This is a genomic window from Pedobacter chitinilyticus, from assembly GCF_003313385.1.
GTDB lineage: Bacteria > Bacteroidota > Bacteroidia > Sphingobacteriales > Sphingobacteriaceae > Pedobacter > Pedobacter chitinilyticus.
In genome coordinates, this window is sequence record NZ_QMHN01000006.1 from 38,743 (window position 1) to 57,275 (window position 18,533).

At 39.5% G+C, this 18,533-nt stretch carries 12 protein-coding genes; all 12 read right to left on the reverse strand.

The features are described from left to right. Positions 1 to 82 precede the first annotated feature (82 nt). Positions 83 to 1,693, reverse strand: coding sequence for a RagB/SusD family nutrient uptake outer membrane protein (locus DUT70_RS17015; protein WP_113648571.1), 1,611 nt, complete (start codon positions 1,691 to 1,693; stop codon positions 83 to 85). A 12-nt stretch (positions 1,694 to 1,705) separates the two neighbouring features. After that, positions 1,706 to 4,912, reverse strand: a complete 3,207-nt coding sequence (locus DUT70_RS17020; RefSeq protein ID WP_113648572.1) for a SusC/RagA family TonB-linked outer membrane protein — start codon at positions 4,910 to 4,912, stop codon at positions 1,706 to 1,708. 366 nt (positions 4,913 to 5,278) lie between these two features. Next, positions 5,279 to 6,031 (reverse strand): SDR family NAD(P)-dependent oxidoreductase, encoded by a 753-nt coding sequence (locus tag DUT70_RS17030; RefSeq protein WP_113648574.1) that lies wholly within the window; start codon positions 6,029 to 6,031, stop codon positions 5,279 to 5,281. 19 nt (positions 6,032 to 6,050) lie between these two features. Beyond that, complete coding sequence (locus DUT70_RS17035) at positions 6,051 to 7,328, reverse strand: MFS transporter (RefSeq protein ID WP_113648575.1); 1,278 nt, start codon at positions 7,326 to 7,328, stop codon at positions 6,051 to 6,053. Between the two features lie 54 nt (positions 7,329 to 7,382). Beyond that, positions 7,383 to 8,405: a chondroitinase-B domain-containing protein gene (locus tag DUT70_RS17040; protein ID WP_240432175.1), complete on the reverse strand. Its 1,023-nt coding sequence runs from the start codon at positions 8,403 to 8,405 to the stop codon at positions 7,383 to 7,385. A 128-nt stretch (positions 8,406 to 8,533) separates the two neighbouring features. Continuing rightward, positions 8,534 to 9,403: an alpha/beta hydrolase gene (locus DUT70_RS17045; RefSeq protein WP_113648577.1), complete on the reverse strand. Its 870-nt coding sequence runs from the start codon at positions 9,401 to 9,403 to the stop codon at positions 8,534 to 8,536. 112 nt (positions 9,404 to 9,515) lie between these two features. Next, the gene (locus DUT70_RS17050) at positions 9,516 to 9,851 is read right to left on the reverse strand and encodes a cupin domain-containing protein (protein ID WP_113648578.1); all 336 of its coding nucleotides are present in this window, start codon (positions 9,849 to 9,851) and stop codon (positions 9,516 to 9,518) included. A gap of 111 nt (positions 9,852 to 9,962) precedes the next feature. Next, positions 9,963 to 12,095 (reverse strand): heparinase II/III domain-containing protein, encoded by a 2,133-nt coding sequence (locus DUT70_RS17055; RefSeq protein ID WP_113648579.1) that lies wholly within the window; start codon positions 12,093 to 12,095, stop codon positions 9,963 to 9,965. A gap of 52 nt (positions 12,096 to 12,147) precedes the next feature. Continuing rightward, complete coding sequence (locus DUT70_RS17060) at positions 12,148 to 12,891, reverse strand: FadR/GntR family transcriptional regulator (RefSeq protein WP_113648580.1); 744 nt, start codon at positions 12,889 to 12,891, stop codon at positions 12,148 to 12,150. Positions 12,892 to 12,985: 94 nt separating this feature from the next. Further along, a complete protein-coding gene (locus tag DUT70_RS17065; protein WP_113648581.1) occupies positions 12,986 to 14,932 on the reverse strand; it encodes a sialate O-acetylesterase in 1,947 nt (648 codons plus the stop codon). Positions 14,933 to 15,012: 80 nt separating this feature from the next. Beyond that, the gene (locus tag DUT70_RS17070) at positions 15,013 to 17,655 is read right to left on the reverse strand and encodes a T9SS type A sorting domain-containing protein (protein ID WP_113648582.1); all 2,643 of its coding nucleotides are present in this window, start codon (positions 17,653 to 17,655) and stop codon (positions 15,013 to 15,015) included. Positions 17,656 to 17,714: 59 nt separating this feature from the next. Next, positions 17,715 to 18,530 carry a hypothetical protein gene (locus tag DUT70_RS17075; protein WP_113648583.1) on the reverse strand — a complete coding sequence of 272 codons (816 nt, stop codon included), beginning with the start codon at positions 18,528 to 18,530 and terminating at the stop codon, positions 17,715 to 17,717. Between the last annotated feature and the right edge of the window lie 3 nt (positions 18,531 to 18,533).

An 18,533-nucleotide genomic window follows, 5' to 3' on the forward strand; every position in this document is an offset into this window, starting at 1 on the left:
AAATTAGAGACATTAAGTTTTGTATCATGTGGTCTTCTTAATTATCTTCATTCCTTAATGTTTAATTCTTTTTAAACCTTTATTAATAACCTGGGTTTTGTGGAATTTTTATGTCTGTATTGGTATCTATTTCTCTTTGTGGAATAGGCAATAACAGTTTATCATTATTAATATTTGCTTGCAACGTAGCTAAAGGAATCGTTGGATTAAATCTGCTATAATACGCACTGTATTCTGTAGCATAGTGATTTTGCATGTTCGTTACTGCTTGCCCAAAGCGCATCAAATCAAATAAACGTTGATTTTCAAAGGCAAACTCTAATCGTCTTTCTTTCAATATCGCTGTTTGGAAATCGGCTGCGCTGGCAATTGAACCTGTACCCGAAGCTGGATATTTATAAAATGCCGAGGTAAAATTTCCTGTGATGTAATTACCTGCGCCTGCTCTTTCCCGCACCTGATTAATTAATCCAACTGAACTTCCTGCAGCACCATCATAACCTTGAGATTCGGCTTTCAATAGCAATACATCAGAGAAACGTAGCACGGTAAAGTCATTCTCCGCATCGTTAGCCACCACTACTTTTGAAAAGAATTTGTTCACGTAAAGTGGTGTAGTACTGTTTGAATAAGCTGCAATTGTCACATCCTTACGAGCATCAGAAAAACTGGTTGCACTGGTGGTAAATGCGGTATTGATACTGGTTGTTGGGTAATTAAAGCCACCTCCATCACCGTTAATTATGGCATCGCCACTACTTGCTGGAGCAAACATATTGGCCATTGGATTACCCAAACCAACCAAGCCTGCTTTGTATCTTACCGCAAATAAAATCTCCTTGTTCATCTCGTTGTTGATGGCAAACACGCGGGCAAAGCTATTTTCTAGGCCATATCCACTATTTGCAATCACATCGTTCAATAAAGTTAAAGCATCTGCTGCGCGTGGGGTTGGCAAGGTTAAATATACTTTAGCTAAAAGTGCCTTGGCCGACCATGCATTTGCCCTACCTAAGTCTGTTGAAGTAATTTGGCCGAAAGGCTTAGCGCTTGCTTTGGCTACCGCTGCCTCCAAATCTTTAACAATTAAATTATAGCAATCATTTACCGATGAACGATTCACTTTTCTCGCTTGTGCGGCTTCTAAGGGTTCCGTTACAATAAATACTCCACCGTATAAACGCACCAAGTTGAAATAATGGTAAGCTCTAATAAACAGGGCTTGTCCAACCAACTCATCGCGTTGTGCATCGGTAACAGTGGCTGTAGGCGTACCAAAAACCAACTGACCGCCCTGATAAGTTACGCCTAAACTTCTTAATACGTAATTAACGTTACGGATGTTTTTATATACAGCCAGCCAATAGTTGTAAATCTGTTGATGTGAGGGGCCCGCGGTATACAGATTTAGCACATTAAGTTCCATATTAACGTTTGTGGTACTATTTACCGAACGTTGACGGGCATTATCGCTCCTCAATTCTGTAAACTGCCACTCATTGATCAATGGCTCTTGCATCCCATTATAACATCCCGCTAGAGCAACACTAACTTCTTTGTAATTTTTATAATAGTTTTTAACTGCTTCGTTGGAGATGGGATCTACATCGACCACCTTTTTACATGAGGTAACGGCTGATACCAATGATACCACAATGATGAAGCGAGCTGATATTTTTCTGATTTGTTTCATGATGTGCAGGTATTAGAAGTTAAAATCAAGACCAAATGTATATGTACGGTTTACTGGGAAACCTCCTCTTTGATAACCCACAATCACTGGAGAAGCATAAGAAGCAGACGTTACCCTCGCTTCTGGATTAATGCCTCTATATGAGCTCCCAGTAATGAAAAACACATTATCTACCGAAGCGTACAACCTTAAACTACTTACTTTAAGCTTTTTAGCGATAGAAGAAGGCATTGTGTAACCTACAATCACATTTCTTAAATAAGCGTAAGAGGCACTTTCTACACCGTAATCCGTTAATAGCAAATCTGCTGCGATACCATTAGTGAAATAAGGCGTTTTCCCATCTCCTGGATTGGCTGGACTTACCCATCTGTTTTTAATATAGTTTTCGTTTTGTCTCTTTGATTCGTTGTAATATAAATCGCCGTTAATTAATTGTCCACCTTGTGAGCCTTGCATCAAGATGTTTAAATCGAAATTTTTATACCTGAAAGTATTGGTGATTCCCCAAGTAAAATCAGGAAATGGCGACCCCATGATTACTCTATCGTTCAAATCAATTTTATTGTCGCCGTTGATGTCTTTTAATTTTACACCACCAGCCGCAAAATAACCTTGCAAAACAGAAGTTTGTCCTGAGGCTACGGCTGCATTGGCTTCATCTTGCGACTTCCAAACCCCATCCGTTTTGTAACCGTAGAATTGTACATAAGGTTGACCTACGATAGAAGCATAAATTTCGCTACGCTCTCCATAGTTGAACAAATAAGGTTCATCGCCACCTAGTTTGATCAACTTATTTCTGTTGGCTGAAATGTTAACGGAAGTAGTCCAATTGAAGTTTTTGGTGCCGATATTGTTAGAGGTTAACTCCACTTCGAAACCTTGATTTCTGATTTTTCCGTTGTTGGTCCAGAAAGAAGATGAACCTGTAATGGCTTGTTGTGATTGCTGTAACAATAAGTTGTTGGTAATAGAGCGATAGAACTCTAAACTCAGTTGCAATTTATTTCTGAACAAACCGACATCTAAACCAATATTAGTTGATCTCGTTGTTTCCCAAGTAATATCTCTTCCATAGGTGACCACGTTATTAGGCGATTGGCCTGCCGTTAACTGACCAGTACCTTCCCCGAATACGTAGTTAGACCTGAACAACAAATCTAAATACGAGAATGGCGTGATTCGATTATTCCCTGTTTCACCGTAACTGGCTCTCAATTTTAAATTTTCCAACCATTTCTTGCTGCCTTTCATAAAAGATTCACTGGCAATGTTCCAACCTGCTGAAAATGCAGGGAACCACCCTCTTCTGTTACCTGGACCAAAAATCGAACTTTCATCCGTACGTAAACTTGCCGTAGCTATATATTTCCCTTGGTAATCATAGTTCACACGTCCTAAATAAGAAATCAACCCTGTTTTTACATTGACTGGAATAGCAGGTGCTTGATCGAAATAAGCAGCTTGGTTAAGCGTGGTAAAGTCATCAGAAGGGAAGTTATAACCCGTTTGCTCTGTGCCTTTTACGGTATTGCTTTGTACGGTAAAACCTAGCAATCCTTTAAAGTTGTGATTACCGAAGCTTTTAGTGTAGTTCATGGTATTTTCCCACAAAATATCGATGGTAGTGCCGTTAGTAATGGTGGCCATATTCACGTCGCCATCTTTACGAGCTTCGCTTCTAATTAACGTTTTATCTTCCCTAGATAGATAATAAGCACCTAAAGAGGTTTTAAACGAAAGGCTTTTGCTTGGGTTATAGGTTAAATCTGTACCTCCTTGAAAACGATAGCTTTCAGATAAACGATCTTCTCTTTCTGCATGTGACAACGGTGTATTGTTGGTTGATGAAAAAGGAGAAACCGCTCCCGAACTTTGCCAAAAAGAACCATCAGGCATGGTACCTGCATAATTAAGATTGGTAAAGTGACGAGCTTGCGCCCAATCGCCAGCCCTTAGGTTTGCCCATTGCGAATTTTGGTTCACAAATGCCGCTGTAAATGCCGAGTGGTAAACCGGCAAAAACGATGGAAAACGGTAATAATTGGTAAAATTTTCTGCTGGTCGTTGAATTTTGGTATAGGTTGGGTTGATGTTTACGTTTAACATCAATTTTGGAGAAAGGTTAACGTCCAATTTCACTCGGATGTTTCCTCTATTGTTCTCGCTATCTTTCATGATGCCCTGATCCTGCTGTAAGTTCCCAGAAACGTAATATCTCAAATCTTTTTTACCTCCCGCTACATTAAGTTGTAGGTTATAGATTCCTGCATTTCTCAATGACTCTTCCTGCCAATCGGTAGGTGTACCGCTAATTTGGTTTTCGATAATATAAGCAGCACGCTCGTTATTGTTGATGATGTTTTTAGCATTGGCTGGTACGCTAGGGTCATTTTGCCTTAAAGCCGCCTCTGCAAATAACAATTTTGTGTAATCTGTGGTTGATAAAATTGGATATACCTTATAAGCTTCCTTTAAACCATAATATGATTTAACCGAGAATTTAGGTTTATCGGCAACCCCTTTTTTGGTAGTTACCAAAATTACCCCGTTAGCACCTCTTGAACCATAAATGGCTGATGAAGCCGCATCTTTCAACACCTCAATTGATTCTACATCGTAAGGATTGATAAAAGCTAAGCCATCTGCAATGGGATGTCCATCTACTACGACTAAAGGATCAGCGTTGGCGTTAATGGAACTTGCTCCTCTGATTCTTAAAGTTGGGTCCGAGCCCACTTCTGAGCTGTTATTTTGTACGGTTAAACCCGCAATTTTACCAATCAAAGCATTATCCAGCCTCGACGTGGGAATTTCGTCCAAGTTTCTATTCTCGAGCTTACTTACTGCCGAACTAATGGTGGATTTTTTTTGCGTACCATATCCTACGACCAATACTTCACTCATGGAGTTGACGTCTTCTGCTAAAGTGACATTAATAGTAGTGCTATTTGCTACACCTTGTAAATGTATTTTATAGCCGAGCGATTTGAATTCGAGGATTTTACCTTTTTGAACAGAGATTTCGTATTCTCCTTTTTCATTGGTAGAAACGCCTTTATTGGTATCCTTAATGGTTACCGATACGCCAGGAATACCTTGTCCGTCTTCAGATTTAACAACGCCTTTGATTTTCACCGTCTGTGCACTTAGCCCGAAGGATATTAAGCACAACAGCAAAAAAATGACGCCGCCAACGCGATTTTTTAATGTCATAGCAAATCAGGTTTTATATATGGTTAGTTTGCGCCAGTTTTCCAAAAATTGACGGCTTAAATTGGTTTACCAAAAATTGGTTTACCAAATATATCATTATTATTTATATTCAAAAAAAATACGAGGAAAAGTTTTTCAGCCGATTGGCTTTTTCCTCAGAGCGAAGGGAATTTTGATTGATAAATCATTACTTATTCTTGCGTTTTATTGGTTCTGGCAAGTAATAAATAGTTTGTTGGTTGTTTGGATTTTTAGTTGGTTAGTTGCTTTATAAAAAAGGGATGGTCTTTAAAAACCAGTATCCACCCCTTTTTTGAGTATTTAAATTTAATTAAAACCTTAAATAAAAACGGTGTATTCTTTCCATTAAGAAAATGCTAAACCACCATTGATATCAATGTTGTTACCTGTTAAGAAGCTTGACTCATCCGAAGCCAAATAAGCTACTAAATCCGCAACTTCTTGCGCATCACCTTCTCTTTTTAAGGCAGTGGCATTGGCTACATTGGTTCTTACTTCAGGCTTGCTAAAGGTATCGTGGAAAGTAGTTGCAATCATTCCTGGTGCCAAAGCGTTTACACGAATATTTTTAGGACCAAATTCTTTTGCCAAAGCTCTGGTGTAAGTCATTACCGCACCTTTTGAAGTGGCGTAAGCACTTGCACCTGGACCACCACCGTCTCTAGCAGCTAACGAAGAGAAGTTTACAATTGAAGAACCTGCTGGCATGAAAGGAGAAACCGCCTTAACTGCTAAGAAAACAGATTTCAAGTTCACGTTCATTACAAAATCCCAGAAATTTTCGTCCATTTCTGCAGTAGATTTACGTGCAACTAAACCGCCAACTACGTTTACTAAAACATTGATCTCCTCACCAAAAGCTTGTCTAGCATCAGCTACTAAAGCTTCCACTTCGGCTGCTTTGGTCATATCTGCTTTTACAATAATGCCTTCTCCGCCTAAATCTTGTATCATTTTTAAGGTTTCTTCGGCTAAATCTTTATTATCAAAGTAATTTACCACCACTTTGGCCCCTTCCTTTGCCAACTGCAAAGAAACTGCTCTACCTATGTCTCTAGAGCCTCCAGAAACTATCGCAACTTTGTTTTTTAAACGCATACTATTATTATTTAATTCTTTATTTTTTTGATGAAATATATTTAATACATAACCATGAAACTGGCACTAATACTGCCGCTAATACGAAGAAAGACACATAACTGGTTTGGGTAATTACTGGAACTGCCCAAGTAGTTAGCAAAGTGCCTGCTACTGCTGCCGTACCGCCCATACCTGCTACTGTTCCTACGTTTTTACCGTTGAAATAATCACTAGGAAGGGTTTGAATGTTACCGATCAAGTACTGGAAGCCAAAAAGCGTAAAGCCAATCAGCATCATCGCTAAAGTTGGGGTATCTTTTAAGCTACCTAACTGATAAACGATGACAATCAAGGAAGCCAACATGATGACACTACCTACGGCAATAGCATTTTTACGTGCTTTTTGCGGCTCAACGCCTTTTTTTATTTGAACAGATGCATGGTAACCACCTACCAAACTTCCTATCGCAGCAAATAGATAAGGCACCCAAGTAAACGCACCAATTTGTTTAATGTCGAACATGAATTGCTCTTTTAGGAAAGTTGGTAACCAGGTGACGAACAACCACCAAACAGGGTCGATAAAAAACCTACCCGTGATGATTCCCCAAGTATTTCTGAATTTCAAAAGCTCTCTCCAAGTTAATACTGGTGCTTCTTCTACTTCAACCGCATTCTTTACTTCTGGCTTAGCCAAAATGTAATTGCGTTCTTCTTCTGTGATCCAAGGGTGTTTATCTGGCGTTGCCTTGTTGACATAAAGCCATGGGATGATCCAAATCAATCCTAAAATTGCAATGAGTACGAAAGTCATTTTCCAGCCGAAAGCCACATACAAAATGGCAATTACGGGTGCAGCCACTACCGAACCTAATGATGCTCCTGCACCAAAAATTCCTTGTGCAATACCTCTTTCTCTAGCTGGAAACCATTCTGCATTGTTTTTGGTTGCTCCTGGCCAGTTACCTGCTTCGCTAAAACCTAGCATAAATCTAAAGATGTTGAAAGACAGTAAGGACTTTGCAAAGGCGTGTAAAGCAATGGAAATGCTCCATCCTAAAATAGATAATGTCATACCCATACGCGTTCCAATCGCATCCATCATTTTGCCTGTAAAGGTTTGCCCTAAGGCATACGCGATCATAAAGAAAGTAGTGATTAACGCTAAGGCACTTTTGTTATCAACATCGGCAATGCCAAATTCTTTATAGATATAAGGCCAAAGAATGTTAATCGCACTTCTATCGATGTAGTTGATTACTGTCGCTAATGCGATTAGCGATATAATCCACCATCTTAATCCTTTTACTTTCATCTGTTTATTTTTAGTTTTTGATAAATCTTTAATACTAGTGGTCTTGATCTATCCTTATTTGTTAGTCAGTTGAATATTTGTAATGCCTTTAGCATTAATAACTTTGTTATCCTGATACACTTCATTCCCCACCGCTTCGCCTTTTGCGCTTTTTAAGCGGACGTTAATACCGTAACCATCCGTATTTAAATGGCTGATATTACCTTTAAACTTGTTATACGAGCCCCAACCTTCATAAGCACAATTGACCTGATAACCATCCAACAATATAGACGGTTGGGTATTGTAGCCTGTATTTCCTTCAATCAAATAATGGTTACCTTTTACGTCAATCCAACTATCAGCGCTGTTCGCACCAGTAATTCCTTGCGCTTCAAAAGTGTTTCCTCTGATAATCCCTCCGGTCGTACCTTCTTTAATATCAATACATTCGGCTGCAACGTAAGGTCCCAATTTATTGTTCAGCACTTGGTTCGAATCACATTGATCTGGCTTTCCGTCACTATGCTTGGCCCAATTGCTGTAGGCCGAACCGATGTAAATAGCTTCTCCGTAACCTGGACTTTTCTTTCCTGTGTGGGTTACTTCGCAGTTTCTAACGATGTTGTGTTTACTGAAAGCCCGAAAGTGGATTCCTTCTTCACCTAACTGAGTGACCAAAACACCATCGATGATGTTATAATTTGCCCCATCGGTCACAAGGCCTTTCAAGCCATTTTGCAGGGTAAGCCCTTTGATTTTCCAATAGCTGGCTTTTAAGTGCAGTACATACCCCGTTTGGTTGTTACCTGCATCCAAAATGGCATTTCTACCGCCTGTAAGCACCACAGGTTGTTTTGATGTGCCACTAACCGAAGCTTCAATCACAAACTTACCTTCGTATACCCCATCTCTTAAGACGATGGAATCTCCAGGCTTTGCAGTAGCCAATGCTCTCTTAAGCTGAGTACTGTTTTCCACAATAATTGGCTTTGACGTTTTTTGAAGAAAAGGCTGTATTGCATACCCCAGCCCACTTAAGCAAGTTGAGATAGCAATAGCAGCCATAACCAAATATATATTGAAGATCTTTTGCATTGATGTTAGTTTATATTCCTTCATTTCGATCATAAGGAGAAATCTTTAAGTTTGCTGTATGAGATCTGTCAAGTTCAAAGATTTCTCCATTTCGCTTCGCTCCAGTCGAAATGACGGGATATTACTAGTTATTTGTGAATGCCCAATTCTTTTAAGAAATCAATGATCGCTTTGTTTACTTCTGAATTTTTCTCCGCTGGAAATTTTCCATGCTCGCCACCTTCAACCGTAATGAATTTGTTTTTCACACCCAACTCATCCAACTTCTTTTTCAAGTCTACAGATTGTTGGTAAGGCACTACTGGATCAGCATCGCCATGTACAATAAATACTGGTGGGCTGTTTTTCTTTGCTTGATACAAAGGAGAAACAGATTGCACAAAAGCTTGGTCATTCGCTCTATCACCTAACCATCTCTTTGCCGAGCTACTAGGCCAATTACCTACGTGGGTAATGCCATATTTATCGATAATGGCCGCCACTTTCACGTCTTTCACTCCTGGGCAATTACCATCAAATTTGGTATCGTTACCTAGTAAGCCGCCCATTAAAGCTAAATGGCCACCTGCCGAACCTCCCATAATTACAATTCTATTTGGGTCGATATTCAGTGTTTTGGCATTTTTGATCAGGTAAATCAAAGCGCAGCGAGTATCCTCAACCGCAGCAGGTGCTGGTGCTATTTGCACCAAACGATAAGCAATGTTAGCTACGGCATAACCGTTTTTAAAGAAGCTATTAAAGCCCGTTTGCGACTCTTTATTTCCTTTGTTAAAACCACCGCCATGGATGTTAATCACAATTGGTGTTGGTCCTTTGTCTGTAGGTGGCAGGTACAAATCCATTTTACCTTCCCAATCGCCAACTTTAGCATAAACCACATTTAACTGTTCAGAAAAACCTGTTGGGTAGGTTACTTTCTTTACCTCGGCGGTCTCTTGTGCTTGCGTAAAACTTGCAGCTACTAATAGTAAGCAGCTTATGATTAATTTTTTCATGTTGTCATTTATTTTGTTTCCTCCCCCTGCCCCCCTCGAAGAGGGGGATAAACAGAACGCCTAGGCGAAATGTATCTCCCTTTGGAGGGAGAATTAAAGAGGGAGGAAAAACCTACTTAATAAAATCTTCTCTATGAGGAGCGAAAACATCAATTAAAATTCCTGGTTCAATACATACGCAACCATGAACTGCGTGAGGTGGCACATAATAACCATCGCCTTTTCTGATGATTTTTTTCTCATCGCCAATGGTCATCTCAAAAACGCCACTTTCTACGTAAGTAACCTGTACGTGATAATGCTCGTGCAAGGGGCCAATGGCTCCAGCTTCAAATTTGGCTTTCACCAACATGATTTTATCATCATAACCATAGATTTTACGTTGTACGCCGTTGCCTAAATCTTCCCAGGTAGTTTCTGTTTCTATTTGAAATAATTCGCTTTGCATATATAAATATTGTTTAATTGCTTAATTGTTAAATTGGTTAGGCCCTCCCATCTGTCCTCCAAAAGGAAAAAAAGCGCCTATGAATATCTTTACTCTTTGTTCCTTATTCTTTTATCTTAGCGATATGTAATTCTCTTTCTCTGTATAATTGATCTGATAGGTATAAGTCTTATTGTTCAGTTTAAAGCTGATGATGGTTTGTTGCGCATCTGATTTCACCAACTTCAGTTCGCTTACTGATGGCAGGGCCGATGAAACCGTTTCATTGATTGGATCTGTGCCACCATGGGTTTCTGTAATGCTCACAAAGGTTTGGTTTTGGCCACTGCTTGATAGCATGAATGCTTTACCATCTACCAAATTCATTTCTGGATCGTTAGCACCGATAGAAAGCAACTTCACTTCTAGTGGGTTATCAGAAACAAAGTGATTGGTGTAGAAACGATTTTTATTTAATAAGCCTACCATTCCAGCTTTGTTCTCTAATTTATTGCTGGCATTTAACCAAATGTGCTGATAGCCATTTTTATCTCCAAGTGCGGTCAATTGATTCGCTTTCGCAGTCACAGGAAAAGAGGTATTCACCAATTGTCCTTTGTACCAAAATGGCAAATCATATTGGTGATTTTTAGCCGATTGCGCCTGCATCACATCAATCAACAAAGGTTTTTCTAAACCATCAACTTTTACCAAAGCAGAAGTTCTTAGCATGGCTACATCGGTATAGGCTTTAGCTTCCTTAGCACTCACCGCCTTTAAATTTGGCTGATTTGAGAAGTATAGTAAGGTTGGGCTGGCTTTATCCGCAGGTTCCAATTTAGCATTGAAGTGGGAAGTTTGATCTACCACCAATGCATTATGCGCTACGGTTTGTTTTGCCCAAGTGTTATTTTCTGGCAAGTAACCGCCGCCATTTTTAGTATCGATATTTAAAAATCTGGCAGCTCCGTAATCAGGAAAAATTTCGGTGGTGTTATCGTAAAACAAAAGGTTTAATCGGTCGAAATGTCCATGACCCATGCCTTGTGAAGAAGCCTTTAGCACCACACATTGCTGGTCGGTATTGGCACCGCTACGCAGAATACCTAAACCGCCTTCGTCACCTTTACCACCATCTCTGATCCATAAAGACTGGTATTTGAACGGAACCGATTTTCCTGCAGCCAAATCTGCCGCTACTTTCAAACCAGCATCCGAAACAATCACACGATTTTGTTGCTTGGCAATATCCAATAAATCAACTTCTGCTTTGATATCGGCATAAGCCAAATCAACACCGTACACCAATTCAACCGACTCGTAGGTTTTGTCTTTAATGGCATCATTTAGGGGAAAGAAAGTTTTATCGGTATAAGAAGTTTGCAAAGAAGTATGGATCGCTTTTGATAGCAGTTTATCACGATATTCGAAAATTTTGCGTGAAGGCTCATAGTTGTTGATTGCCTTGGCAAACAATACGAAAGGCAACAGAGCATAGCGCTGATAATATGGGCCTTCCATGTAATAACCATCAGGTGAAAACAGTTGGTCTATTTGTGCTAAATAACCTGTTTTACCATCTTTTTTAGAACCTTTAATGGCTATTTCTACATACTCACGCTTATTGAGCACATAACCTGTAATGCCCACAGCCGCCAAGTTCCAAGTACCATGATTGTGAATTTTGTTGAAGACGTCGTACCTATCTTCTGTAAAAAACTTCAAGATAGGCACGAACAATTTTTCTTCAATGGTTTTCCTGTCAGTTGCAGGAATCCCGTCATAAACCAAATCATATGCTTGTATGGTGTAAATTTGCCATACGAAGTCGTTTAAGCTTTGCCAAAAAATACGGCCGCCGTCTTCCTCGCTTTTTCTTTTTGGATGAAGGGGCCATTTTTCGTATTGCGAAGCGTAATTAAGCATTACGTTTTTCACGTAATCTGCATATTTCTTTTCTCCCGAGATCTGATACGCTACCCCACAATTGAGCAAATTCGTATAGTTCTTTTTGTGCTGCTCATGCGTATAACCGCCGCCACCATCTTTAGGCACAGGTACCACAATAGGTTCTGCCAATGCTTTATCTGCCGCATTTTTAACCGTTTGGTATGATTGGCGCAAAAGTGGATAGGTATTTACTCCTTTTTTCACGGCCGCCACATTTGCCTTGGTTAGCATAATGCTGGGGTGTGTTTGCGCCATTAACGATAGGCTAAAAAAGGCACAAAAAGATACTAATACCACTTTTTTTAAGTAGTTCATACGCTTGAATTTATATTTAATTGATTAAGCTAGGAGGACCTATTTTCTCGAATTATCTCTCTGTTTCGTTGATGATGCTTTGTGCAGCAAAACCTGCTTTACTAATTTGCCATATCTCATCAAGGTGACCAGCCATTGCTTCTTCAGCTTTGGCCATATCCTGCGATTCGATAGCGGCATAAATCATTCTGTGTTCTTCAATAGCTGTTTTAGCTCTATTGTCGCCACAGATTTTATTTTCTACAATGTTTTTAATCAAGTCGGGCACTAAAATCAAGATCATGGATTCGATGACCGAATTTTTCGTCGCTTTGGCAATTTTGATATGGAAAACCATGTCTTCCTCTACGGCGTCGCCACCAGCACTTACTTTACTTTCATAAGCTTCCATCGCTAACCTAAGGCTTTCCAAATCTTCTTCACTTCTGCGTTCGGCAGCCAATTTCACCGCATTTAGCTCCAAATGATAACGTGCTTCAATTAAGGCATTGAAATCGTCCTTATTAAATTTGATGATATCTGAAATGATGTTATCAATGACGTTGATACTCAAACCTGCCACATAAGTACCACTTTGTGGGTTGGTTTTTAAAAGACCGTAAAACTCTAGTTTTAATATCGCTTCGCGGATGTAGCTTCTTCCTAGGCCAAAACGTTCAGAAAGGACTCTTTCTGCTGGCAATCTATCTCCTGGTTTTAATTGACCAGAGATGATCAACTGCTTTAATTGACCAATGATTTTATCGACTGGCGACTCCACCTGTATGGCGGTAATATTTTCTATCAATGACTTCATTCCTTGGTTTTTCTATTTGGTCGACCAATTAATTGGTTTACCAAAAATAAACATTCAATTGGGTATTCAAAAAGTTATTTCAAATTAAATCATTTTATCTTGGAATTACCTCTAAATCAATCTTCCAATTATCCGTTCTAAATGGGCTCATTGGCAAATTTGCTCCATTATAGAAGTAACTTTTACCAGGATTATCTGCCCAAGCACAACGTACCGCTACTGGATTTTTCACTTCATTACTCCAAACCACCACTTTATTCCCTTCCAATTTAGCTTGCGCCCAAACAAATTTTTGGTCTTTACCTGCAATGATAAAATTGCTGCGTTCGGCTTTGTTATTTACGGTTAAACCTTCTGCATGGTCAAATTCCAATATCGCCTTACCCTTTTCAATCTTCATCGATTTAAATACTGGCCCATCAGCTGCTACTTTTTGTCCATAAACCAATTGCTGTACTTTAGCTGCTACACGCTCTCCTACTGGAAATTTATCCGTTGGATGGATATCATCTGCCAAGCCTAGATCGATGATATTGACCAAGCCTACATTGGGTTGACGAGCAGCCTTATCTTGTCCTTCTCTTAACAATGCCCAAGTAGCGTTTACTTCGGGCGTGCTGAGCACTTTTTTATAATTAGGCAATTGTACAATGACAAAATGCAGCTTTGGCTGATTAAATTGCTTTCTCCAGTCCTTAATCAAGGATTTCAACAAGCCTTCATATTCGTCGGCCCAATTGGCGTTGCTCTCTCCTTGATACCATATCACTGCTTTATAGGCTAAACTTTTCAGTGGATTGATCATCGCATTGTAGATGGACGAAGGCACGTCATTTGGATGCACCGCGATATTGATTTCCTGTATTTTATAGTTCCAATTGCCGTCAATAGCTATTTTATGATTTCCAGCTTTAAAGAACAACTTACTTTGAGGGCCCCAAATACCGCCGTTTCTTCCTTTATTGGCTACTCGAATCAGAATTTTATTGACTCCGGGCTTTAGCAAACTTTTGGCAACGGTAAATTCCCTGATCAAATCGCGGCTATCAGGCGAAGACCCCAACTTTTGATCGTTAAAGAAAACCACGCTTTGATCGGCAATTCTACCTAGACTTAAAAAAGCATCCTTCTCACAATCGGCACTGCTTAAATTAACTTCCTTATAAAACCAAATCACTCCATCTACATTAGGCAGACCTGCTTTTTCCCATAAGGTGGGCAATTTCATGGTTTCCCAATTCTTGGCATAAACTGGAAGTGTTGGCTTAATGGTGTCCCAAAGCACCTCGGTATTGGTGTATTGGTTCAACTTACCATGTGATTTCTCTAGCTCAGCAATCTTCTCGGCGATGTATTGTTTTTGGTTTTTAGTTCCTATTTGATCTAGGATAGGCTTTAATCTGGCAATGGTATCCAACGAAGGCGCACTGATAAAACCTTCAATCACTGTTCCTCCGTAAGCGCTACTGACTAAACCAATGGGTACATTCAATTCTTTTTGCAGTTTACGACCCATATAATAAGCCACTGCAGAAAATTTCCCAAGTACCTGCGGACCTGCCACCTGCCAAGGCGTTTTTTTGGTCAAATCATCCAAAGGTTGAAATTCAATATCTCTGGTCACATTCAACACCCTAATGTTTGGATTGGCGGAATTGGCCAAGTCTTTCTCTCCACCATCAGCTTTCATGAGCAAAAAGGCCATATTACTTTGACCACTACACAAAAAAACATCACCCAAAAGCACATTATCCAAGGATATTTCGTTGATTTTCATCGTAAAAGGCCCACCAGCAGGAGCTGCTTTCATTAGCACTTGCCATTTACCATCTGCATTGGCTTCAGTAGTATAATCACTTCCTTTGAAATTTACAGTTATCTTCTCTCCCACATTGGCCCAACCCCAAATTCTAATGGGCTCATCCCTTTGCAAAACCATATTACTTCCAAAAATCTGTGGCAATTTCACCTTTGCCAGAGCACTAAAGGAAATGCTTAGAAATAAACCTAATGTTAGTACTGCTTTTGAGTGTTTGTTCATTTACATTTTACTGGTTACGAGCTATAAGTTGCGAGTTATAGGAAAAACTTATAACCTATAACTCGCAACCCACAACTGAATTATATTTTAATTACTTTCTTAGTGCTTGTTACTTTTCCAGCATTTTCTATAGATAAAATATAGGTACCTGCTTGGATATTTTGCACATTAATTTCTTGCAATTGGTTACCGCTTACTTTTTTGGTCAACATAACTTGACCTTGAATGTTAATAATCTTGATCACATCTCCATTTACCGCACCCGCAACACTGATATTGTTCTGCGTCACTGGATTTGGATAAACTGCCACGGCATTGCCTAATGCTATTCTTACCGATTTCACCTCGCTAGGATGCTCTGTACCGTCATGATCAACGCCTACCAAACGATAGTAGTTAATTCCTTCTGTTGGGTTTAAATGAGTATAATCATAGTTAAAAATCCCTGCTTTATTGTTGGCGGCAACCGAATAGATTTTTTCAAAACCATTAGCACTTTTATGCTGTAGAACATATTCTTTCAAATTTACCTCATCGGTAGTTTGCCAAGCCAGTTTCACACTGTTTAAGCTTTCTTTAGCTGTAAAGCTCAACAATCTCAATGGCAAAGTGGTGTTAGCTTCCCCCACTACAAAAGGAGAAAATGTACTTGTAGTAATTGTAGCGGTATTTGACGTTGCATTTCCTGTACCAGTAAAAGTTCCATAAGCACCCGAAGCATAAGCTGCAATACCAATTTGCGCATTACCGAAGCCAGCAAAATCAGCACCCTCTAAAGCATTATCCCAGCCTAAGGTTAAGTCTACATTGCCGGTTCCCGAAGTACGGTTAATGTTCCAAACAGCATCTACCATTCTCAATTTTTGGGCTGCAGTTAGTGCTGTTCCATTAGAAGTTGCATCTGTCGTAGCACCTTGAAACACATTGATCTCAAAGTTTGAGATGGCGGTTGGATTTAGGGTTACAGGTGTGTAATGGCCTACTGTACCTACTGGAATCAATGTAGATGCAGATACATCAGCTATTTTTAGTACTCCTGTATTGCCACCCGCTGCATTAGTGACAATATATGATGAAGCGTTAAATGTACCTGTATTGATACTGGTATTGCTCAAACTCAAATTGTCACCTTCCCTCACCGTAAGGATGGCATTGTTTAAGGTTAACTTACCGTTAATGGTTACATTTTTGTTTGTGGTGGCAGCTGCATTAAAAGTCACATTTCCCAACGTATTACCTGTTATTGTAGAAAATGGTGCTAAAGTTGATGAGTTAAAAATAACGTTTGTCCCCGTTGACAATGTCAAACTTCCATTGGCGTTAATATTAAATCCTCCATCGATACCATTGGTATTAGCTATTTTTAAAGTTGGTGAATTGCCGATGACTGCAATCGAATTTCCATTTCCTATAGCAGACTTTGATAAAGTAATGATCCCAGTGCTAGAAGTGCTGATCACATAAGTATTTGGTTGAATTTGCGGTCCAGTAATTAAATGTCCTGGAGCAACATCCAATGTGTTATAGTCAGCAACATTTGCAAAATTTATAACATTACTACCATCAACTACGGTGGCTGCGTTAGTAGAGGTATTTACCGCTGCCCTAAATTGCACCCTTCCTGTATTAGCCGAAACGCCATTCCCTATAATTTGATTACCTTGTAAATCAAGAGTACCATAAATGTAAGAAATTAGCGCTCCGCCTAAATTAATCGACGAATTTAAAGTAACATTAGCATCATTAGCAATAGATAAAGCACCTAAGTTAAACGTTCCGCTCCCTGAAATACTTTGAGCTGTTGTACCTAACATCATTAGGTTAGATGATCCAACTCCATTTACGCCAAGAGTACCATTATTCAATACATTTCCTGATACAGGAGACGGTCCAGTAGGATTTAAAAGTAGTGAAGCACCATTTTCAATGGTCAAGTTTTCTACTCCCAAAAAATTTTCCGAGAGGGTAATCACTGCATTGTTTCTCACCATTACGTTTCCGAAATTCTTACCGTTAAAAAGCCCTGCCACCGAATTGTTCGCTTCCAAAATGTAATTACTGCCCGATTTCATTTCCGCGACATAACCTGTAGAATTATCTCCAAAAGGACTACGTCCACCTTGATAAATTAACGATGTACCGCTATTAAATACGATAGATTTAGTTCCAGAAGCAGAAATGCTGCTTAAAGGATATTGATTAACAACATTTACATAACACTTACTATTGTTAGAAAATACACATGATCCTGTTGTTGGCACTTGAAGACGTTGAGCTCCTGCTGTACCTAGAATATATAACTCACTATTGTTGAAAGTAGCGGTTGAAGTAGCCGCTACCGAAAGCACAAAACTACCGCCAGCACCATCAATTAATCTAAGTTTGCTATTTCCTGTAACTTCTAAGGCGCTGTTAGTTCCATTGCTAAGGGCTAAAGTGGTTGTTCCAGAAGAAGCATTCCTAGTAAAACTAACATCGGCCCCATTTTGTAATTGTAGTTTACCTATAGTAGTTCCCCCTATAGTGAATGCAACAGTTACATTATCAAAGATGAGTACATCAGCAGTATTACTCCTAGAAACTGCTGTACCTCCAGGTGTAAGGCTCCAATTTGTACCCGCAAGAGAAGTTGCTGTAGCTCCTCCTACCCAGTAATAAGTACCTTGTGCAAAGCCAGTAATGGCCATGCAGCTTAAAATCATTAAAAGTAAAATTCTTTTCATATGCGTTTAATATTTGGTATAGGTGAAGGAGCGCTGGTTAAACGCTCCAATTATTTCTTTTATAAGTTTCCGTTGATTTCCAGATTATCCATCCAGGCTTTAGCCATCGTTTCATTACCTTTTGGCGTTACGCCATAAAAAACAAAGCCGTTTAAAGTTTTACCTGATTCTAAACCTCCACTGGTAAATTCACCAGCCAAGCGCTTACCGTTTACCCAAATGTGATAAGTTCCAGTATTTAATATTTGCTCACCTTCTTTGCTGTATTTCTTAGCTTCTACACTATTATTACTATATACTTCAATTAAGTAGTCGGTATTTTTTGAGAAAGAAGTGCCTTTTACCGAAGTCCATTTGGCACCGTTACGGGTATAAAAGTTGATTTCATTAGCGGCAGATAAATTCCATCTTAAGCCTGCAAAAATCTCTGTGGAAGTTTCCTTAATCCCACCGTTGCCCTGAAAAAGATCATCGGAATTATCGGAATTGCCATTAGCAAACACCCACTGTCCAGCGGTAGCAGCATCTATTTTAAGGTTGAAACTCGTTTTAGCAACACCTTCTAAAGTGAGGTTATAAATAGAAAACTTGCTGGTAGTGGTGCCTGCTACAATTTCCAAACCTGCACCTTTGATGAAATCAGCACCGCTTTTCACCAAATCAAAAGCACCTGTACCATCTGATGCAGTACGCACCCTTACTTTGATGGCTTTGCTTAAGACTATTTTAGGCAAAAAAGAAGTAGAAGATGCTCCTGGATTAGGATTGAAAGTAGCTTCTTTATCTCCAAAATCATAATTGATTACTGGTGCTTGCGACCAAGCAGAAAATGTAAATGTCGAGAGCGCAATAGTTAAAGCCAAAAGTTTCTTCATCAG